The organism is Desulfonatronum zhilinae, assembly GCF_900182865.1.
GTDB classification, from domain to species: domain Bacteria; phylum Desulfobacterota; class Desulfovibrionia; order Desulfovibrionales; family Desulfonatronaceae; genus Desulfonatronum; species Desulfonatronum lacustre.
The window spans coordinates 115,388-135,650 of record NZ_FXUJ01000007.1 but is presented as its reverse complement, the minus strand read 5'-3'; the positions used below and the strand labels follow the sequence as shown (position 1 = coordinate 135,650).

General features: G+C 60.3%; 21 protein-coding genes and 1 tRNA gene. 17 read left to right on the top strand and 5 right to left on the bottom strand.

Going from position 1 to position 20,263, the window contains the following annotated elements; genetic code table 11:
* Position 1 precedes the first annotated feature (1 nt).
* The gene (locus tag AC559A_RS07975) at positions 2–1,198 is read right to left on the bottom strand and encodes an HDOD domain-containing protein (protein ID WP_498817320.1); all 1,197 of its coding nucleotides are present in this window, start codon (positions 1,196–1,198) and stop codon (positions 2–4) included.
* Between the two features lie 311 nt (positions 1,199–1,509).
* Here AC559A_RS07975 and fliR point away from each other — a divergent pair, with 311 nt between their 5' ends.
* The 14 genes from fliR (at position 1,510) to AC559A_RS07905 (ending at position 14,241) form a co-directional block, all read left to right on the top strand.
* Positions 1,510–2,289 (top strand): flagellar biosynthetic protein FliR, encoded by a 780-nt coding sequence (fliR, locus tag AC559A_RS07970; protein ID WP_028572337.1) that lies wholly within the window; start codon positions 1,510–1,512, stop codon positions 2,287–2,289.
* Positions 2,290–2,349: 60 nt separating this feature from the next.
* A complete protein-coding gene (flhB, locus tag AC559A_RS07965) occupies positions 2,350–3,417 on the top strand; it encodes a flagellar biosynthesis protein FlhB (protein WP_028572338.1) in 1,068 nt (355 codons plus the stop codon).
* Positions 3,418–3,513: 96 nt separating this feature from the next.
* A complete protein-coding gene (gene flhA, locus AC559A_RS07960; RefSeq protein ID WP_028572339.1) occupies positions 3,514–5,619 on the top strand; it encodes a flagellar biosynthesis protein FlhA in 2,106 nt (701 codons plus the stop codon).
* Complete coding sequence (locus AC559A_RS07955; protein ID WP_498817317.1) at positions 5,609–6,706, top strand: flagellar biosynthesis protein FlhF; 1,098 nt, start codon at positions 5,609–5,611, stop codon at positions 6,704–6,706. The genes flhA and AC559A_RS07955 overlap by 11 nt, the downstream gene beginning before the upstream one ends.
* Before the next feature lie 30 nt (positions 6,707–6,736).
* Positions 6,737–7,561 (top strand): MinD/ParA family protein, encoded by an 825-nt coding sequence (locus AC559A_RS07950; RefSeq protein ID WP_498817315.1) that lies wholly within the window; start codon positions 6,737–6,739, stop codon positions 7,559–7,561.
* Positions 7,515–8,330 carry a FliA/WhiG family RNA polymerase sigma factor gene (locus AC559A_RS07945; protein ID WP_051434576.1) on the top strand — a complete coding sequence of 272 codons (816 nt, stop codon included), beginning with the start codon at positions 7,515–7,517 and terminating at the stop codon, positions 8,328–8,330. Before AC559A_RS07950 ends, AC559A_RS07945 begins: the two co-directional genes overlap by 47 nt.
* The gene (locus tag AC559A_RS07940; RefSeq protein ID WP_028572342.1) at positions 8,330–8,710 is read left to right on the top strand and encodes a chemotaxis response regulator CheY; all 381 of its coding nucleotides are present in this window, start codon (positions 8,330–8,332) and stop codon (positions 8,708–8,710) included. Before AC559A_RS07945 ends, AC559A_RS07940 begins: the two co-directional genes overlap by 1 nt.
* 172 nt (positions 8,711–8,882) lie before the next feature.
* Positions 8,883–9,566, top strand: coding sequence for a flagellar basal body-associated FliL family protein (locus AC559A_RS07935; protein WP_498817312.1), 684 nt, complete (start codon positions 8,883–8,885; stop codon positions 9,564–9,566).
* 1 nt (position 9,567) lies between these two features.
* Entirely contained in the window at positions 9,568–9,891 is a 324-nt protein-coding gene (locus AC559A_RS07930; protein WP_028572344.1) for a hypothetical protein, read from the top strand.
* Between the two features lie 47 nt (positions 9,892–9,938).
* Positions 9,939–10,361 (top strand): hypothetical protein, encoded by a 423-nt coding sequence (locus AC559A_RS07925; protein ID WP_028572345.1) that lies wholly within the window; start codon positions 9,939–9,941, stop codon positions 10,359–10,361.
* A complete protein-coding gene (locus AC559A_RS07920) occupies positions 10,358–11,359 on the top strand; it encodes a hypothetical protein (RefSeq protein ID WP_498817310.1) in 1,002 nt (333 codons plus the stop codon). The genes AC559A_RS07925 and AC559A_RS07920 overlap by 4 nt, the downstream gene beginning before the upstream one ends.
* A complete protein-coding gene (locus tag AC559A_RS07915) occupies positions 11,356–12,375 on the top strand; it encodes a tRNA dihydrouridine synthase (RefSeq protein ID WP_498817308.1) in 1,020 nt (339 codons plus the stop codon). The genes AC559A_RS07920 and AC559A_RS07915 overlap by 4 nt, the downstream gene beginning before the upstream one ends.
* Positions 12,372–13,223, top strand: a complete 852-nt coding sequence (gene ispH / locus AC559A_RS07910) for a 4-hydroxy-3-methylbut-2-enyl diphosphate reductase (protein WP_498817307.1) — start codon at positions 12,372–12,374, stop codon at positions 13,221–13,223. The genes AC559A_RS07915 and ispH overlap by 4 nt, the downstream gene beginning before the upstream one ends.
* A gap of 46 nt (positions 13,224–13,269) precedes the next feature.
* Positions 13,270–14,241 (top strand): chemotaxis protein, encoded by a 972-nt coding sequence (locus AC559A_RS07905; protein ID WP_028572348.1) that lies wholly within the window; start codon positions 13,270–13,272, stop codon positions 14,239–14,241.
* A 9-nt stretch (positions 14,242–14,250) separates the two neighbouring features.
* Here AC559A_RS07905 and AC559A_RS07900 read toward each other — a convergent pair whose 3' ends face one another.
* From AC559A_RS07900 to AC559A_RS07890, 3 genes are read right to left on the bottom strand one after another with little or no spacing between them, the layout of a single operon-like run.
* Positions 14,251–14,700, bottom strand: coding sequence for a metal-dependent hydrolase (locus AC559A_RS07900; RefSeq protein WP_028572349.1), 450 nt, complete (start codon positions 14,698–14,700; stop codon positions 14,251–14,253).
* A 14-nt stretch (positions 14,701–14,714) separates the two neighbouring features.
* On the bottom strand, positions 14,715–15,911 hold the full coding sequence (locus AC559A_RS07895; RefSeq protein WP_051434577.1) for a SufB/SufD family protein: 1,197 nt from the start codon (positions 15,909–15,911) through the stop codon (positions 14,715–14,717).
* The gene (locus tag AC559A_RS07890) at positions 15,899–16,663 is read right to left on the bottom strand and encodes an ABC transporter ATP-binding protein (RefSeq protein WP_028572351.1); all 765 of its coding nucleotides are present in this window, start codon (positions 16,661–16,663) and stop codon (positions 15,899–15,901) included. The genes AC559A_RS07895 and AC559A_RS07890 overlap by 13 nt, the downstream gene beginning before the upstream one ends.
* Before the next feature lie 166 nt (positions 16,664–16,829).
* Here AC559A_RS07890 and AC559A_RS07885 point away from each other — a divergent pair.
* Positions 16,830–16,905, top strand: a tRNA-Val gene (locus AC559A_RS07885).
* A gap of 234 nt (positions 16,906–17,139) precedes the next feature.
* Here the strand turns inward: AC559A_RS07885 and AC559A_RS07880 are convergent.
* On the bottom strand, positions 17,140–18,732 hold the full coding sequence (locus tag AC559A_RS07880; RefSeq protein ID WP_498817304.1) for a methyl-accepting chemotaxis protein: 1,593 nt from the start codon (positions 18,730–18,732) through the stop codon (positions 17,140–17,142).
* Positions 18,733–19,064: 332 nt separating this feature from the next.
* Between AC559A_RS07880 and xseB the strand changes: the two genes are divergently transcribed.
* On the top strand, positions 19,065–19,346 hold the full coding sequence (gene xseB, locus AC559A_RS07875; RefSeq protein ID WP_035261674.1) for an exodeoxyribonuclease VII small subunit: 282 nt from the start codon (positions 19,065–19,067) through the stop codon (positions 19,344–19,346).
* Positions 19,327–20,226: a polyprenyl synthetase family protein gene (locus AC559A_RS07870; protein WP_498817302.1), complete on the top strand. Its 900-nt coding sequence runs from the start codon at positions 19,327–19,329 to the stop codon at positions 20,224–20,226. Before xseB ends, AC559A_RS07870 begins: the two co-directional genes overlap by 20 nt.
* The last annotated feature ends 37 nt before the right edge of the window (positions 20,227–20,263 follow it).

The window sequence follows — 20,263 nt, the reverse complement described above, 5'->3', positions numbered from 1 at the left end:
CCTAGCCGCCCAGGAGAAATACGTGAAGAATATCCGCGACCTGGCGATCGGCCTGCCGGACCAGGGGACCGATGTCGCAGGGGGACATGCCGACCAGGTCCCAGGCCGAGTCGGAGAGCGAAGGAAGCACCCCCTGACCGCTGGCGCCGACTCCGACGGCCACGGCCAGGATATTGGCCAGATGCACGATGCCGGCCTCAAGCGGCACGGAGGCCTGCTCCGGAGCATGATGAAAGCGAATCATTTCCGTCAGGCTGTCCGGCAAGCGCCACTTCCGGCAAAGCATCCCTCCGACCTGGGCATGGTCAAAGCCGAGTAATTCTTGCTCCACCTGGTACAGGGGAGCACCTTGGGTCCGGGACAAAAACATGACCTGGGCGCATGCTCCAGGCATTTTGCTGAGCATGACCAGCCAGCCCAGATCGTGCAGGAGTCCACCAGTGAAGCAGCGCTCCCGCGAAGCCCCCCGTGCATGAGCGGCGATCAGGCCGGCATATACCGCTGCGCTGACGCTGTGCTTCCAGAACTGCTTCATGTTCAGCGTCGCCACGGGAATGCCTTCAAAGGCACTGACCACGGAAAGACCCAGGGCCAGAGAAGACAATTCCCTGGTACCCAACAAAGCCACGGCTCGGGAAATGGAATCGATCCGGGACGGAAACGCGTACAGCGGGCTGTTGACCAGCTTGAGCAGTTTCGCGGACAGGCTGCTGTCCTTGCTCACCAACTCGGCGATATGAAAGGCGGAGCTGTAAGGCGACTCCAGAACCTCCATGATTCGCCCGTATACAGCAGGCAAAGTGACCAGTTTCTCCTGGATCTGAACCAACTTTTCGGCCGCCTCTTCGCCATCTTCGGACCGCGTGACACGATGATCCGGCGCGGGGAGCTGACCCTCCATACATCGTTCAGGTTGCTCGCCCGCGGCCAGTTCCAGGGCCGCCCGTTCCACCGTGACGCGGACGATTTCCCGTATCCCGGGATGATCATCCGTCACGCAACGCAGGAACGGCTCCAGCAGCAACCGGCTTTGTTCCAGATACTCCGGACCGATCTCGTTCACCCTGGCCGCGTTCGCCTGGTCCTGGTCCAGACCGAGAATATCCACCCGCCGGACTCCCCAGGCCTTACCGGTCTTGATATGACGATCCTGCAACACCATACCCTGGGGCAACAAAAAACGCCCATCCGAGGTCACGAGATCAGCTCCTAAAATCATACCCTCTTCAAGGCATTCAACGCCGACCCATCCCATGCAAAAAACCCCTGCGGTGCTTGATTGTTTGCTTACGGTTACAAAAAGAACCGGCCCCCCGACAATGGCATGGTCCCTGGCCACGATGACCACGATAACCACGCTCGAATGGAAAGAATGTAATTCATATCGATCTCCCTGTCTCCTGGCAAAGAAATCCCGACCATGAAATTCTCGCCATGGAAGCGACGCCGTTTTATCGGCTCATCAAGAACGAAGCGAATCGATGGTCCAAAACTTGCTTCGCTCCGGCAATGGACCTGTTCTCCTTTGATCCCAGGATTTATCTCAGCTTTTTTCTGACGCTGTTCCGAATCAGCCTGATCGTCTTCATGCTGCCGTTTTTCGGCGGGGAAAACATTCCCCTGCCGGCAAAGGCGGCCTTGTGTTTGGTCCTGGCCCTGGGGCTTTGGCCGCACCTGGCGTTTTCAGCGGACTATTTCCCGGCCCACCCCATCATGATCGCCTTGATGATCCTGGGCGAACTGATCTTGGGGCTAGCCCTGGGGCTGATCGTTCGGGTGCTGTTCGCCGCCATCCAGACCGGCGGGCAGTTGATCGGCTTTCAGATGGGCTTTGCCATGGTCAGTGTCGTGGACCCCAGTTCCGGGGTCAGCATGGCCGTGACCGCCCACTTCCTGTACATGACCTCCCTGCTCATTTTTCTAAGCCTCAACGGGCACCTGCATCTGCTCCACGCCCTGACCCACAGCTTCACTCTTGTTCCTCCGGGCGGGCTGTTGCTCACGCCGGCACTATCTGAACAAATGATCCGCTTTTCCAGCCAGATATTCATCCTGGCGGTCAAGATTGCCAGCCCGGTGATGGTGGCCCTGTTTCTGATCGACCTGGCCCTGGGCCTGGTGGCCAAGGCCGCGCCGCAGATGAACGTGATCTTCGTCGGCTTTCCCCTGAAAATCGCCGTGGGATTTCTGTTTCTCGGCACCATGTTCACAATCATGGGGCTCTACGTGCAGGACTTCATTCTGATGCTCGGCTCCATGTTCCAGGGCGTCATGCTCAGCGGACGCTGAGCGTTTCCCGCGTTGCTTCACGCAACATAGACTAAACGAAGAGGAGCTAAAGGCCGGACCATGCCCCAGAGCGATCCGAGTAGAACCGAAGAAGCCACCCCGAAACAGCGCGACAAGGCCAGGGAAAAGGGCAATGTCCCCAAAAGTCAGGAGTTGCCCAAGGTCACGGTGCTGCTGGGAGGCTTTCTCGCCCTGCTGTTCATGATCCAAATCATGGTCAACCAGATGAACGACCTTTTCGTCTGGACGTTCAGCCAAAATCTACTCACTGAATTCACCCCGGAAACCGTCTACTTGCTCTTCCAGACGGTCTCCTGGCGTATCGCGGTGATGGTCCTGCCGGTGATGTTCACCTGTGCGCTGGTGGCGTTCCTGACCGTGCGCCTGCAAGTCGGCCATCTTTGGACCTTGAAGGTCTTCGAACTGTCCAACTTTTGGAAAAAACTCAATATCGTCGCTGGTATAAAGCGACTATTCATCAGCACCCAGACCGTGGTCCGCCTACTGCGCAGCCTGTTCATGGTCATTGTCGTGGGGTTCGCACCTTACCTTGTACTGAAAATGGAATCCCCGAATTTCATTCCTCTCTTTTATCAGGACGCACTGACCGTAGCCAGCTACATGCTGATCACCGGCGCGAAAATGGTCATCTACGCCCTGATACCCATGCTGATCATCGCCATCGCGGATTTGGCCTACACCCGCTGGGATTACGAGGAAAACCTGAAAATGACCAAAGACGAGGTCAAGGACGAACGGAAGCAGGCCGAAGGCGATCAAGCCATCAAGAACAAGCAGCGTCAAAAAATGATGGCCGTGATGCAAAAGCGGATGATGGAGAGCGTGCCCAAAGCCGACGTGGTCATCACCAACCCGACCCACCTGGCCATAGCCCTCCGCTACAACCCGCTGGAGGCCCCGTCGCCCATGGTCCTGGCCAAGGGAGCGGACTTCATGGCCGCGAAAATCCGGGAGATCGCCCAGGAGCACAACATCCCCATCCGGGAGAACAAGCCCCTGGCACAGGCCTTGTATAAAAGCGTTGAGGTCGGCCGGATGATCCCCGAGGAACTGTTCCAGGCCGTGGCCTCCATCCTGGCCCAGTTGCCAAAATTCCGGCGCAGGTAATCGCCGGGCAAAGAGAATCCGACGAGTTCCACTCGCAACATGCTGAAAGATTACCGCAAACAGAGCATCCTGCCCTAAAGGACGAGCGTCAAAACCATGGCTCAAGCCGCGATCAGCCTCAGCAATATCGACTACTCCCGTTTCTCCGGATACGGGAACATCTTCCTGGCCGGCGGCGTGGTGACCATTCTGTTCGTGATGCTTATCCCCATGCCCACGATCATCCTGGACGCCATGCTCACCCTGAGCATCTCCCTGGGATTCGTGGTGCTGCTCTCGGCCATGTACATGCGCTCTCCCCTGGAATTTTCGATCTTTCCCTCCCTGCTCCTGGTGACCACCCTGCTCCGACTGGCCCTGAACGTGGCTTCCACCCGTCTGATCCTGCTCAATGGCGACCAAGGCCCCGGAGCGGCTGGCAAGGTGATCGAGGCCTTCGGCCAGTTCGTGGTCGGCGGAAACTATGTTATCGGCGTGATCATCTTTCTGGTCATCTTCATTCTGAATAAAATGGTCATCACCACCGGCACCACGCGCATCGCCGAAGTCGCGGCCCGGTTCACCCTGGACGCCATGCCCGGCAAACAGATGGCCATTGAGGCGGACTTGAACGCCGGACTGATCGATGAGACCGAGGCGAAGCTTTCCCGAGAAAAAATTCGGAAGGAAGCGGACTTTTACGGAGCCATGGACGGCGCGGCAAAATTCGTCTCCGGGGACGTCAAAGCCGGTATGATCATCACCGCCGTCAATATTGTCGGCGGCCTGTTCATCGGCGTTTTTCAGCACGGCATGGCCTGGGGCGACGCCGGGGCCACCTTCACCATCCTGACCATCGGCGACGGCTTGGTGGCCCAGATTCCCTCGCTGATCATCTCCACCTCCGCCGGCATCATCGTCAGCCGGGCCGCCGCGGAAGCGGATATGGGCCAGGAATTCATCGGCCAGTTGACCCTGCACTCCAAGGCTCTGCGTCTGGTATCCGCGATCCTCCTGGTTCTGGGATTGGTCCCGGGAATGCCGACCTTTATGTTTCTCGTATTCGCTGGCATGCTTTTCGGCATATCCCACATTGCCGGCCGCGGCCATGCCGAGGCCGAGAAGCTCGCCGAGGAGTCGCAAAAACCCAAGACTCCCAGCCTGGATACCCCGGAAGAAGTTCAGGCATTACTGCCCCTGGACGCCCTGGAACTGGAAGTGGGCTACGGCCTGATCCCCCTGGTGGACGAGGACCAAAACGGCAATTTGCTGGCCCGCATCCGCTCCATTCGCCGTCAATTCGCCCTGGATATGGGCGTGATCATTCCCTCGCTGCATCTGCGCGACAACTTGCAGCTCAAGCCCGGCCAGTACGTAATCATGATCAAAGGCAATCAGGTGGCCTCCGCGGAAATTCTCATCGACCACTTCCTGGCCATGGACCCCGGAGACGCCAAACACCGCATCCAGGGCGTGGAAACCCGGGAACCGGCCTTCAACCTGCCGGCCCTGTGGATCCCGGACAAGCAGAAAGACGAGGCCATGCTCGCCGGGTACACCGTGGTGGATCCCTCCACGGTCATCGCCACCCATGTCACCGAGGTCTTCCGCCGCAACCTGCACGAGTTCCTGGGTCGTCAGGAAATCCAGTCCCTCTTGGACAATCTGGCCAAGCGCGCCCCAAAGGCAGTGGAAGAGCTGGTCCCGGGGATCATGCCCCTGGGAACCGTGCAGCGGGTGCTGCAGAACCTGGTCCGCGAACAGGTTTCCATTCGGGACATGCTGACCATCGTGGAAACCCTGGCCGACTTCGGGCCATCCATCAAGGACCCGGACCTGCTCACGGAATACGTCCGCGGACGCATGGCCCGGACCATCGTCAAGCCCTACCTGGCAGGAGGAAGCAACCTGGCAGTGATCATTCTGGACCAGGACTGGGAGCGCCTGCTTCAGGAGAACCTGCGTAAGACCGAACAGGGGACCTACCTGAACATCGACCCCGGCCACGGCCAGAAACTGATTCAGGGGCTCCAGTCGGCCATGGAGCAGGCCATGGTCTCCGAGGGCCAACCCGTGGTGCTGACCACGCCCAGTCTGCGCTCTCATCTGGCCCAGCTCATCACCCGCTTCATCCCCACACTGCCCATCATTTCCCAGGCCGAAATTCCCGCGGGGATCAACCTCCAGTCCGCGGCAACGGTGAGGATGGCCAATGCAGGTTAAGACCTTTCGCGGGCCGGACACGCGGACCGTGCTCAAGCAGATCCGCGCCGAACTCGGGCCGGACGCGGTCATTCTCAGCACCCAGAACGGAACGGAGAACGGTCGGCCCTGCTGCGAAATCATGGCCGCCCTGGAACCGCCGACAGCGGGAAACCGGCTCAAAAATCCGGAACAGTCGGATATCGCCGCCCCTTCCGGGAGTGGCTATCCGGGCTGGAAGCAGATGCACCAGGAGTGGACATGCCTCAAGGAGCACCTGTTCAGCGTCCTCAAGCCCCAGGCAGACTACAACCTGCTCTCTCCCCGCCAGCGCCAAGCCCTGGAATACCTGGAGCGGGAGGAAGTCCTGCCCGAGGTGGCCATGCACCTATGGCGGGCCATGAAAAACGCACCGGAAAAGTCCATCCTGGAGGAGCTGCGGTCCATCGTGGCCGTCAAACCCTGGACCGGTCTGCACTGGCCGGAAAAGCTGCACGCCTTCGTCGGCCCGCACGGTTCGGGCAAAACCTCGTCGCTGTTACGCCTGGCCCTGAACCTGCGCCGGGAATTTCCCAACCGCAGGATCGCCCTGGCCAACGCGGACCAGCACCACGGCAAGGGCCGTTTGTTGCTACAGCATTACGCGGAGTTGGGAGAGTTTCCCTTCGTGGATCTGCGCTCCCCCGAGGATTGGCGACGTCTGCTCCGCGAAGCCTACGACATGGTCTTCATCGACCTCCCCGGCCTGCCGGCGGGGGAGCATCTCGACGCCTGGCTGATGGACAAGGAAATCTCCCTGAAGGGCAACTGCGCCGTGCATTTGGTCCTCAGCCCCCATTATTCCAACACGATCCTCCAGCGCTTTATTGAAAAATTTCAGGTCCCGGCCCTGTCCAGCCTGATCTGGACCAAGCTGGATGAGGCGGAAACCTACGGTTCGCTGGTGAACATCGGCTATTCCACCCGACTTCCCGTATCCGCCCTGTCCTACGGCACGTCGCTGAATTCCAGCCTGGCCCCGGCGGATCACCAGAACCTCTGGAAACTGGTCTTCACCCACCGGCTGCCCACCACCATCGGAGGCGGGGCGGAAAGACCTTTGCACTGACGACGAACTTCACGTATTCGCGAGGAAACCATGACGCGCACGAACGAGCACAACCCCCTAGTTCTCTCCGTAACTTCCGGCAAAGGCGGGGTGGGCAAAACCAACCTCTCCGTGAATTTGGCCTACGCCCTCCAGCGGATGGGCAAGCGCGTCCTGCTGATGGACGCGGACCTGGGGCTGGCCAATGTGGATATTCTGTTGGGCTTGGCCCCGGAATACAACATCTTCCACCTCGTCTACGATGAAAAAAAACTGGAGCAAGTACTGGTTCGGACGGAGTACGGATTTTCCATTCTCCCGGCCTCCTCCGGCGTGCCGGAAATGCTCAAGCTGTCCACCGGCCAAAAGCTGGAGCTGATCGAAGCCCTGGAGCCCTTGGGCCAGGAGACGGACATCCTGATCGTGGACACCGGGGCCGGGATCGGGGATAATGTCATGTACTTCAATCTGGCCGTACAGGAGCGGATTCTGGTTCTGACCCCCGAACCCACTGCCTTGACCGACGCCTACGCGACGATCAAGGTCCTGCACAACAAACACGGCGTACACAGGTTTCGAGTGGTCGTGAACATGGCCGCGGACCCGAAGCAGGCCAGGCAGACCTTCCAGCGACTGACCGCGGCCTGCGACAAATTTCTGGACGGCGTTTCCCTGGACCTGATCGGTTCGCTGCCTCAGGACCCGACGGTCAGACAGTCCGTTACCCGCCAGGTGCCGTTCTGCCATGCCGTTCCGTCCTCGGCGGCGGCCCAGGCCGTGAATAAAATCGCCGAAAACATCCTGGCCTGGCCGCAAACAGCCAAAACCGATGGCAATATCAAATTCTTCTGGAAAAAACTCCTCTTCAACAACTGACCACTGGCAGCGCTATGAAGACGGTCAGTTGGCGTGGAGCACCGCCGGCCCCGAGGTCCGAGGGGCCATTGTCGCGCACTATGCCCCGAAGATAAAAATCATCGCCCTGCGCATGAAGGCCAAGCTCCCCCAGCATATCGAGCTGGGAGAACTGCTCAGCGCCGGCAGCCTCGGCCTGATCGAAGCCCTGGAGAAATTCCAGGTACACATGGGCATCAAGTTCGAGACCTATGCGGAAAACAGAATCAAGGGGGCCATGCTGGACGAGCTCCGGCGCATGGACTGGTTCACCCGCGGGTTGCGCCAACGTGTCCGGCTCTTGGAAGAAAGCGTGCGCAAGGTGGAGCAACACTCCGGTCGCGTCCCCACCGCCGAAGAACTCCAAGCCATGACCGGCCTGAGCGCCAAGGAAGTCCAGGAAGGCCTGGAAGCTCTGCAAAATCAAATCTGTATCAGCCTGGACGGTCTGGAGGACCATCTCCTTCGTTCCACGAGCACCACGAAAAACGACCCTTTCTCCCATACTCTGCACCAACAACTGATTGACAAACTTGCGGAACTTATCGATGAATTGACCTCTAGGGAGCAGATGGTCCTTTCCCTGTACTACGCCGACGAGTTGAACATGCGGGAGACGGCCCTGGTGATGAACATTACCGAGGGCCGGGTTTCCCAATTGCACTCCCAGGCCCTGGGCAAACTCCGGGACAAGTTCGCCAAGCTCCAAGCATCCACCCCTCACCAAAAGAAAACAAGGAGACAAGCCTGATGGGTTACGACAAAAACATGCGCGTTCTCGTCGTCGACGACTTCTCGACGATGCGGCGGATCATCAAGAATATTCTACGCCAGTTGGGATTCACGAACATCGTCGAGGCCGACGACGGGACCACGGCCTGGGAAGTCCTGAACAAGGAACGGATCGACTTCGTGATTTCCGACTGGAACATGCCCAAGATGACCGGCATCGAACTGCTGCGCAAAGTCCGGGCCAGTGAGGAATACGCCGACGTCCCCTTTCTGATGGTCACCGCCGAGGGCCTTCAGGAGAACATCATCGAGGCGGTCCAGGCCAAGGTTTCCAACTATATCGTCAAGCCGTTCACCCCGGAGACCCTCGGTCAGAAGATCGACAAGATTTTTGCATAACATCCCGTATTCCATTCCCTTCACGGCCCACCGGGCTTCGTGCTCCTCTTTAGTTGATCGGGCGCGTCCGAAAGAGGGAGGATGGAGCCCGGGCGCCTCCATTCCGGACATGAACATCGAACCTCGGCAACAGCCTTGAAAACCCAACGAGGACCAGCAAAAGGCATCGTCCATGGCCACTCCCCCGGCACCGCCGCCCAATGAAGTCAATCCCTTGGAACGGGATGAGGAGATCCTCGAGCTTGAGCCGAAGTCGACCCAGGCAACTCAGAAGGTCACCCTGGACCTGGACGATGCTCCGTTTCTTGACGACATTGAAGAAGAAGCGCCCCCTGAAGAGGAGGCCAGGCCGGAAGCATCGGATGCTGAAAAGGTCGAGGACGAGCCGAAGTCCGGAAAGTCGTACCGCCTGGCTCTGATCATCGGCGGGGTCGCCGTGGCGCTGTTGCTGGCTGGGCTCGCTTTCTGGCTTACGCGGCCGCCGCCTCCCCCGGAACCGACACTCCCTGAACCGGAACCGCTCCAGCAACCCCAACCCGCGCCCGAACCCAAACCCGAGGAATACACCGTCGATCTCATGCCGTTCTGGGTCGCCTACACCCAGGGTGAGGACGTCGCGTTTCTCACCTTGAACCTGACCCTGAGCATGGAAGGCTCGACGAGCTATGTGGAAGTCCAACGCAAGGAGATTATTCTTCGGGATGCGGTTTATTACTTTTTAAACAACCGCCCGATTCCCGAAATCAAGCGCGAGGATGCCGCCGACGCGCTGAAGGCGGACCTGATGTCGGTCATGAACCAGCACCTGAGCAGCCCACTGACCGACATCCTGATCGAGGAGTATCTGGTGCGATAAAATGGTCCAACAGGTTCAGCTTCCCGTGCTCCTTTCCCTGCTGCCCAAGGTCGGCAAGATGATCCAGGCCGAGCAGGATCGGCCGTTCATGCAGCAGGCCTTGGCCGGAAGTCTGATGCAGGAGGCCTTGAAAAAGGAACGGGAGCGAATCCCGGAAGTAAAGAAGACCGAGGAATCCTTTCATGTCCGTCCGGAAGATGAACAGGACCAGGGGCGGGGCGGTCGCCAACCCCGTCGGGATCATCGACGTCAAGGAAAGCCGGAAGAAGAGCCCGCGGCGGGAAAAGACCCCTGGTCCGGGCAGATCGTGAACCTCAAAATTTGAATATGGACGCAGGCGGTTGAAACGTCGTTTTTTTACGGTCAGGGACCATGCACATCTCATACTGGATCATACTCGTCTTGAGCCTGCTGGAAGTGGCCCTTCTGGCCGGGGTGGTCACGTTCTTTTTTCGCCTGCGCCGTTCCGAGCAACTCCTGGCCCAGCTGCAAAAAAGTCAGAACGAGTTCCTGGGCAAGATCGAAAAAAGCGTAGACCTGGAGCAGCAGTTTCTGAACAATTTCGCCGAGCGGCAAACCGAACTGCTGCACCTGGAGACGCAGCTCGCTGAACGGGAAAAACAGCTTCGCAACCTGCTCCAGCAGGCCGAAGGTCTCGCCCAGTCCCCCCAATTTCTGCGCCAAGTCATCCTCTCCGGGCACCGTAAGGGCCGGTCCATTAAATCCCTGGCCCAATCCACGGGCCTGAGCACCGATGAAGTCGAACTGATTCTGGAACAGGGCGGATCAGCATGAGGCGTTGGGGCGCTCCAACCTCCCCGTTCCACGCGACGCCTGAACGGGTGGAACGCTTTCGCGCCGACAATCGGGTCGGCGAACGGATCTCCGGCACGTTTCTGGGTTGGGACGCTCCCGGCATCGGCTGGGTAAATTTTCAAGGGACCAAACTGCTGGCCAGTATGGCCTCGCGGCCCGAAGTCGGCACCCGCCTGCATTTTCTGGTCAAGCAGCTCTTCCCGGACATCATCCTGCAAGAGTTGTCGCCCTCCGGCCTGCCCGGAACCTTTCCCCTGCTGCAACGCCTCTGGACTGAGCAGAACCGTCTGGAAGCCTCGCTGGCCTCACTCTGGTCGTCCGTTACGCCGGGGAATGACCATCGCGAACAAGCCCAGTCTCAGGCCCAAAACGAAACCCCAAACACGGCACAAGACTGGACCCGTTGCCTGGCCGCTCGCCTGGCTGCCTGGCGGAAACTCCTGAACCAACATCCCGAAGCACGCCAGGTCCTCCACCGCCTGAACGCGGCCCTGGAGCCGATCAACACGGAACTGGCCGCCAGGGGGATCGGCCGGTTCTTCGCCCTGCCCTGGCTGTCCGACCGGGTGCGCGGGGCCGGGCTGCTCCTGGGCGGGGCCCCGGTCCATCCCGGACAAAGGGCCTCCGGAACATCCGCCCCGCAAGCCGTGTTCACCTGCACGCATCCGACCCTGGGGCAAATGGAGATCCATTTCGTGCTGCCCAACCCTCACTTAGGTCCTCACCCGGACTCTCAACTTGGCCCTCAGCTGGGCCCTCAACTTGTCTGGGCCCTGCACCTGGACCTGAAAGCACTCCCGTCGCGAACCATCGCCTCGGTCTCGGACTGGCTCCAGCGGGCCTTTTCCCGCCTCGAGTCCGGCGCGCTTTTTTTTCAGGGCGTCAGGCCCCTGCCCCCGGGCAACCATTCCGGCCTCCTGCCGCGCTTGCTGCTCGCCTCGACCGCGGGACGCCCTCGGCTGCACATCAAAGTATGACCCCTCCCACTTCACCGCCACATCCACCTTTGCCCATAGCTTCGGAGCAACCCTGGCTGGCCCCGCTGGCCGGCTTCTCGGACCTGTCCTTTCGCCTGCTTTGCCGGGAGCAGGGGTGCGCAGCGGCCTGTACGGAAATGGTCAGCGCCAAGGGCCTGATCTTCAACAACATGGCCACGGAGCGCATCCTGACCACCAATGCCGAGGATCACCCACTGGTTGTCCAGGTCTACGGTCCGGACGCCCAGACCTTGGGCCGAGCCATGGACCTCCTTCTGGAGCGAGGCGCACGCTATTTCGACCTCAACGCCGGCTGTTCCGTGCCCAAGGTGACCAAGACCGGCAGCGGAGCCGCGCTGCTTCGCGAACCGGAGACCCTGACCCGCATCGTCGCGACCATGATCGCCAAGGCCGGGGAAGGCCGGGTGGGCGTGAAACTGCGCCTGGGATGGCGACCAGGAGAGGACGTTCTGCCGGACCTGGCCAAGAGACTGGAAGACCTCGGCGTGGCTTGGCTGACCCTGCATCCACGCTGGGCTGCCCAGGGTTTTTCCGGGCGCGCGGATTGGGATCGGTTGGCCCGGTTGCGAGAGCACGTCACCGTGCCGATCATTGCCAGCGGCGATCTGTTCACGGCCGAGGACGCGTGGCGCTGCCTCAGGCAAACCGGGGTCAACGGCGTGATGTTCGCCCGCGGAGCGTTGTGGGACCCGGCAATTTTCCGCAAGTTTTTGTCACTGGGACCGGACGGGCGGCCCTTTCACGCCACCCCGATCTACAGCCTGGGCATCGTCCGGCGGCACATGGAACTGGCCAGGACACACCAGGACGACCGCCGCGCCCTTTTGGCCATGCGCACCATCGCCCCGCGCTATCTGCGCCAGTTCCCCGGAGCCAAACACCTTCGCACCCAACTGACCCGAATCGAATCCTGGACGCAGCTTGAAGACCTGCTCGACGAACTCACGGTCGTGCTCAACGAAACGACCGACCTCCCCAATGAGGACGCATCATGAACATCATCTTGGCCCAAACCGCCGGCTTTTGCATGGGCGTGGACATGGCCCTGCGCAAACTGGACTCCCTGCTTCACGGCCCGGATCGGAAATCCGAGGTCTGCACCCTCGGCCCGATCATCCACAACCCCCAGGTGCTCCAGGAGTACGCAGCCCGGGGCGTGTCCCAGGTGAACGACCCGGAAGCTCTGACCCCGGGCCAGACCGTGGTCATCCGGGCCCACGGCATTCCCCGCAATATCGAAACCACTCTGCAAAACAGAGGCGTGGACCTGATCGACGCCACCTGCCCCAAAGTCAAGAAGGCCCAGGTGCTCATCGCCAAACAAGCGGCCAAAGGGCGATTGATGATCCTGCTTGGAGAAGCGGACCACCCGGAAGTGCGTGGCCTGCTCAGTTATGCCGACAACGGAGCCTATGTCGTGGACTCGGAGGCAGGACTTGAAGAACTGCTTCAAGACCGGCTCGGCCCCTGCTTTCTCGCGGCCCAGACCACCCAGGACCAGGAACTGTACGCCCGGATGGCCGACCTGCTGCGCCGGAGGCTCGACCCGGACATTCCGGTCCTGGACACCATTTGCGCGGCGACCATGAATCGCCAGGAAGAAGCCCGTGTCATCGCCGAACAGGTTCAGGCCATGGTCGTGGTCGGCGGACGCGAGAGCGGCAATACCCGGCGGCTGGTCCAGGTGGCCGAACAGGCCGGCATCCCGTGTCATCACGTGGAAATCGCGGACGAGCTGCCCCTTGACCAGCTTCGGGGCCTGAACGCCATCGGTATCACCGCCGGTGCCTCCACGCCCAAAAACGTCATCCAGGCGGTTGTCCAACGCTTGGAAACCATGTAACGCCCAAATCGTCCACCATTGATCCAACCTCTAGAGGGAGAACACCGTGAGCCAGACCAATATTCTGTTGGAAGCCGGAACCAACGAACTCGAAGTCGTAGAGTTCACCCTGCTGGAGCAGCCCCCCGGCCAGACGGAGGCCTACCATGGACACTACGCGGTAAACGTGGCCAAAGTGCTGGAAATCATCCGCATGCCCAAAGTCACCGAAATGCCGCAGCTGTCCGACCCTTCGGTGCTGGGCGCGTTCAACCTTCGCTCCTCGATTATTCCGCTGGTGGATCTCAGCGTCTGGCTCGGCAAGACCAAGGCCCCCCCAGCGGAGGGCGAAGAGGAAGGCAAGGTTATCGTCACCGAGTTTAACGGCGTAGTCACGGCGTTCCTGGTTTCCGGGGTCAACCGCATCCATCGGATCAACTGGGAAGAAGTCATGTCGCCGGGGGCGTATCTGGCCAGCTTCAGTTCGGACTGCATCACCGGCGTGATCAATCTGGAAGGCCGGATCGTCTTCGTGCTGGACCTGGAAAAAATCGTGGCCGAACTGAATCCCTCCATGGCGTTGCACCTGGATCTGGACTTCGAAGCCCACCGGGGCAAGGCCATGAAAGCTTTGATCGCCGACGACTCGTCATTGATCCGGAACATGCTCCGCGACCTTCTGGAAAAAGCCGGCTTCACCGTAGAAACGGCCTTTCACGGCCAGGAACTCTGGGACCGCCTCCAGAAGCTGAACCACGCCGCCAAGGAACAGGGCCGGCAGCTGACCGATTATGTTCAGATCGTGATCACGGACATCGAAATGCCCACCATGGACGGTCTGACGCTGTGTAGAAAAATCAAGGACGACCCGGACCTGGGTCGATTGCCGGTCATTCTGTTCTCATCGCTGATCACGGACAAATTGCGGCACAAAGGCGAAGCCGTGGGGGCGGACGACCAGATATCCAAGCCCGAAGTCACGCAGCTCGCCCGCCGGGCCCGGGACTTGATCGAATCTCGATTGCAGGAAAGCTCGTAGTCGCTCGAATCAGAATGTTCTGTCCAAGACCAGATGTGAGCAGTACCCGGTGACCGAGGCGAGGTAGAAGGGCAGGACCGAGGCGAAAGAGCGCTCGTAGAAGACCATGGGCAGGATGATGATCGGCAGGGGAACCAGGAGCATGGCCCACCAACTGTGGGTCCAGCCCCGATGGTGCCCCACCGCCGGGAGCAGGGCGCAGAATCCCAGCACTGCGGCCAGCCGGAACCGGCCCTGGATCATCAGCACGAGGTAGACCAGCAACAAGGCCCCGTAGAACAGCACGCGGCCCTTGGAGTCCGTGTCCACGTCCGGGAACAGGGCGCTGAGCAAGGCGATCAGAGCCAAAAACAGCAGGGTTTGCTGATCCGGCTGGTACACGCCCAGCCAGAGCACCGTTGCCAGAACCAAACCAAAAAAAAGCGCACCTCCGAACAGGTGCGCCTTGAAACCGGGCATTTCCTCGCTCCCGTCTAGAACATGTCTTTTTCCGACTCCTGAATCGTCTTGTCGATGGTCCGGCGCAGCTTTTCAGGCAGGCCCATGATCTCCACGTTCAGAAAGCCGCGGACAATGGTGGACGTGGCTTCGTCCTCGTCCAGTCCCCGGGCCATCAGGTATTCGATTTCCTCCTGGGCGATCTTGCCCACGGCCGCTTCGTGGGACAGTTCCACGCCGGAAACCGTGCCTTCCAGTTCCGGAATGGCGTGAATGATCCCGTTGCCCAGGATCAGCCCCTTGCATTCCAGATGCCCCTTGGCCGGGACGTGGCTGCCGATGATGTGTCCCCGGGCGATGATCTTGCCCCCGGTGGTGATGGTCCGGGAAATGATCTCTCCACGGGTGTCCGGGGCGTTCAGGTAGATCCGGTTGCCCGTGTCCACCAGCGAGCCGGTGGGGGCGACGATCACCGAGTTGAACCGGGCCACGGCCCTGGGACCGTTCAGATAGATGGACGGATAGGACTGCACGGATTCCACGGGCTTGAGCAGGACGTAATTGCTTTGGAACTCGCCGTCCTCCTCCACCACGCCCACGGTACGCGGCCGGACCATGACTTTCTCGCCCCAGTTGTGAATCATGGTGAAGGTCAGCTTGCCGCCCTTTTTCACGTAGAACTCGGAAATGCCCAGATGCAGCGCGGACTGCCGGTCGTGGGCCGTGGCGCAGCCGGTGATCACATGCAGTTCCGCGCCCTCTTCCACGACAATGATGTTGTGGACGTTCTGGGCCACGGCCTCGCCCTTGATGAACAGACAGGACTGGACCGGCTCCGCGATCTTCATCCCGGCCTTGGCCCGCATGAAATAACCGCCTTGCAGCTGCTCACGGGCGGCCATCCGCGTGAAGTCGTCCTGATCCGGTTTCACGGCGTTCCAGAAATACTCCGGCAAACCGTCGTAGCGCCGCAGCGCCTCGGTGATGTCCAGGATTTCCACGTTGGGATCGCAAGTGTCGCAGTGGACGCTCTTGTCGTCCACCTGGAGATACGAACCGCCTCGGCCAGCCAGATCCAGGTCCACGCCGGACATGAGCAGGCGCTCCCTGTCCTCCGGACTCAGGGACCGGATGTCCGCGATTCCCGAGCCCTTCCCGGAAAACGCGAACCTGGAGACGTCGGCCCCGGGAATGCCTTGAGAGCCCCCTTGGGGCTTGGCTAATTCAGACATCGTACGCACTCCTTGTAGCCGAATTTCCCGATATGTTCCAAAATCACGCGTGGGTTGGCCTGGCAACACAGTACGCCCTTATGGAGCACCTGGCCCCGGTCCGCGTGAACGTAGTCCAGAATGTATCCGGTATGGGTGATGATCAGCCCCGAGGTCTCCCGTTTGGCTCGGAGATCCTTCATGCTCTGGTTCGGCTTGGGCTCCTGGGAGCCGTTGAGCAGTTCCCGCACCGTGTTCCCGATCAGGGCCATGTTTTCCAGATCCACCCCGGATTCCGGCTCGTCGAACAGCAACAGGGAGGGCTTTTGGGCCATCAGTTGCAGCAACTCGGAACGCTTGATCTCTCCGCCGGAAAACCCGGCGTTGATGTCCCGTTCCAAAAACTGATCGAAATTGACCTTGCGGGCCAGGGCTTCCACGTCCACATCCCGTTCGCGATGGTGGGCGCACATGCTCACGAGGTGGCGCGTCTTCAAGCCGTGAATCGTCGGTGGCCGCTGAAAGGACATGCCGATGCCCAGCCTGGCTCGCTCGTAAATCGGAGCATGGGTGATGTCGTGCCCCCGGAAGGTGATTTTCCCGCCCGTGACCGTATAGTTCGCGAAGCCCATCAACGTCATCAGCAAGGACGTCTTGCCCGAACCGTTGGGGCCGAACAGAATGAACGTCTCCCCTTCCTTGATTTCCAGGCTGACGCCCTTGAGCACTTCCTGGCCGTCAATGGAAACCCGAAGATCCTCAATCAACAACATAAGCTTTTCCTCTCCTGCAAGTAGGTGAAAATCGCTTAGCATCGTATGCCCATCCCCCACCCAAGTCCAGTTGCCCCGGAGTCGACGATCCAAGCGAGAGAAACAACATGCAAGCATGGCAAAAAAAATCTTGCCAACGGAGAGGGTTTCACATAAAGAGGAACGCGGGCGGTTAACTCAGTGGTTAGAGTGCCATCTTCACACGGTGGAAGTCCGGGGTTCAAATCCCCGACCGCCCACCACTGAAAAACAAAGCCCTCTGAAGTAACCTTCGGAGGGCTTTTTTCGTATCTTCTGAAAAACTTGTGGCAAGCATGATCTGGATTCCCGCCTTCGCGGGAATGACTTGTTTTTCAGTGCCACCTCCGAGTCAATCATACCCTACGAAGGCGGACGCGTTACCGCTATCCAGGTCGCTTCTACTCGGATGAGCTCAGTAATTACGCCATCTCACACCTTCTCAAAATACCGGCGGATCATGTCGGCGTGCATTCTTCCGGGGCCTGGGCGCGCATTTCGGCGATGATCGTATTCAATTCCACGGCCATGCCCGCCATCCGGGAAACGCTTTGGGCGGACTGGTTCATCACCTCGCTGGTTTCCGAGGCGATCCGGTTGATCTCGTCCACCCCGCGATTGATTTCCTCGCTGGTGGCGGACTGCTGTTCCGCCGCCGTGGCGATGGAGCGGACCTGGTCCGCGGCCTGCTCCGCCAAGCCGAGGATCTCCTGAAGAGACCGCCCGGAGAGGTTAACCTGGGAGGTGGCGTGCTCGATGGCTCCCACGGCTTGATCCATGCTCGTGATGCTGTCCCGAGTGCCCTGCTGAATGGCTGAAATGGCGTCGCCCACTTCCTTGGTGGCGTTCATGGTCTTCTCGGCCAGCTTGCGGACCTCGTCGGCCACCACGGCGAACCCGCGCCCGGCGTCCCCGGCCCGAGCCGCCTCGATGGCCGCGTTCAAAGCCAGTAAATTGGTCTGATCCGCGATGTCCTCGATCACGTTCATGATCCGTCCGATCTGTTCGGCCTGCTGGCCGAGCTGGCCCAAACTGGAACGCACTTCCGAAGACTGTGACTGAACCTTGGTGATGGCCGCCACGGACTCGCCGACAACCTTGGCCCCCTCCATGGCCTTGCCCCTGGCCTGATCCGACGCCTCGGCGGCACTGGATGCGTTTCTGGCCACCTCCAGGACCGTGGCGTTCATTTCCTCCATGGCCGTTGCCGTTTCCGCGGTCCGGGAACGCTGCTCCTCCGCGCCGTGCCTGGCCTCATCCACCTGAGCGGCCAGGCCTGCGGCGGCCGCGGCCAACGACTTGGACACCCCGGTGGCCTTGCCGGCCGCAGAGGAAATGATATCGTTCCGTTCGCACAATTTGGCCTCGGAGGCTCGGATGTCGGACAAGTCCGTATAAATGCACAGAGCGCCCATCAGTTGGCCTTCGATATCGAACAACGGCGCGGCGTCGATGTGGATGTTCCGCTTACCGCCCTTGCGCCCGGTGAACTCCACCTCCTTGCTGATGGAACGATTCTCCTTCATGGCAATCCCCAACACCGTCTGCCGCTTTTCACCGTAAAAAAACATGGAGACGTCCTGCCCGTAGTAGTCCTCGGGCTTGCCTTCGTGCTCCAGCATCCTGATCAGTCCTTGATTACCGTAAATGAAGACTTCGCTGGTATCCGTGACCACGAAGGGCGTGACCATGCTGCGCATCACGCCCTTGGACAGGCTGAGTTCATGCTTGAGATGGGTCAGCATGTCTCGCAGGCCTTCCTGGCTTTGCCCAAGCAGCCCGGAATCCGAAACCTGCTCGGGCAGTTGCCGATAATTTCCCGCGACGATGGCCAAGGCGCATGTCCGATTGCTTCGCAGCACAGCGGTCAGCCCTGAAAGAAAACCCCACATCAACAGCCCGATCAACACGCATCCGGCGATCACCACGCCCAGGATCGTCCAGGTCGAAACCTGGGCCAGATGCAAGCCCACGGCAATCACTGGAATGGCCAATACCGTCCCAAGCCCGGCCAGACGAAATCCTTCCACGGATCGGACAACATGCCGCATGTTCAGCTCCTTATCTTCCAAGTGAAAAAATACGTCCCGATGTTTCGTCAAGGAACCTTGTCGGCTCCGAACCTGAACCTCGCCGACGGAGTGTATCAGGTCGTCGAAGAACCAAAAACAGTTCCAAAGTAGTCGAACCAAAACCACACGTCTCCATCAAATGCAAGCCCGTGGGCGATTTTGAGCTTTCATTTCGATCTTTCTCGGCATCGTGCGCCTTCCCCCTTGAGTGTTCGCCCACCCACTGGTATTGCCAACGACGACCACGGGGCGCGGCGGCGGCCCGGAGACACTCTTTCCGTCCGGACCGACGGAGCCACCCGAGGAAAAACATGCCACCGAAAAAAAAAGAACCGGGCTTTGACGACAGGCTGACCGAGCTGCAAGGCATCGTGGCGCGCCTGGAAAACGAGGATCTGCCGCTGGAAGCCGGGGTGGCCCTGTTTAAGGAAGGCGTCATACTGGCCAAGACCTGCCGCAAGCAGCTGGAATCGGCCAAAAATGAAGTAATGGTCCTTTCCCAGGGTCTGCTGGAGCCTTTTGACCAGGATTATCCCGCCGCCAGCCCGCAACCCGGTGAATCGGAGCACAACGATGAAGTCATATCTTTCTGAACTGGGAAACGAGGTGGATCGCTATCTGACCGCGTGCCTCAAGCGCCCCGGCGTACCGGAGCCGCTCCTTCAGGCCATGGAATACAGCCTGCTGGCCGGAGGCAAGCGGCTGAGACCGGTCCTGTGTCTGGTCTGGGCGGAAATGGTCGGAGCACGCCGGGACCATGTCCTGCCTGCTGCCGCGGCTCTGGAATGCATCCATACCTATTCCCTGATCCACGACGACCTGCCGGCCATGGACGATGACGATTTGCGCCGGGGCAAGCCTTCCAACCACAAGCGCTTCGGGGAAGCTCTGGCCATCCTGGCCGGAGACGCCTTGCTCACCGAGGCTTTCGGTCTGCTCTTCTCCTGCGCCGTCCCTGCCCAGCGGATGCTCGCCGCCGGACGGGAACTGGCCCGGGCCGCCGGAGCCGCCGGGATGGTCGGAGGGCAGGTTCTGGACATGCAGTGGACCGGCGGCACAGCGACGGTGGAGGAACTGTCGCGCATGCAGGAACTCAAAACCGGAGCCATGATCCGCGCTTCCTGCGTCTGCGGAGCGCTCCTGGGCGGAGCCACTGAGGCGGATTTGGCACGGGCCGCGGACTATGGGACGCACATCGGCCGGGCCTTCCAGATCACGGACGACATTCTGGACGTCATCGGCGATCAAACCGTCTTAGGCAAACCCGTGGGCAGCGACCAGGACCAGGGCAAGGTCACCTATCCCGCCCTGATCGGCCTGGAAGCCAGTCGAGACCTGGCCCGGTCGCATACGGACCAGGCCCTCGCCGCTCTGGCCGTGTCTTCGGACGCGCCGGACATGTCGGACCTCACGCGCCGCCACGCCTGGTTCCTGCGGGAACTGGCCGAGTACATCCTGACCCGGGCGACCTGAACCCGAGCGACCTGGCCAGGTGTCAGGGCAAATTTAT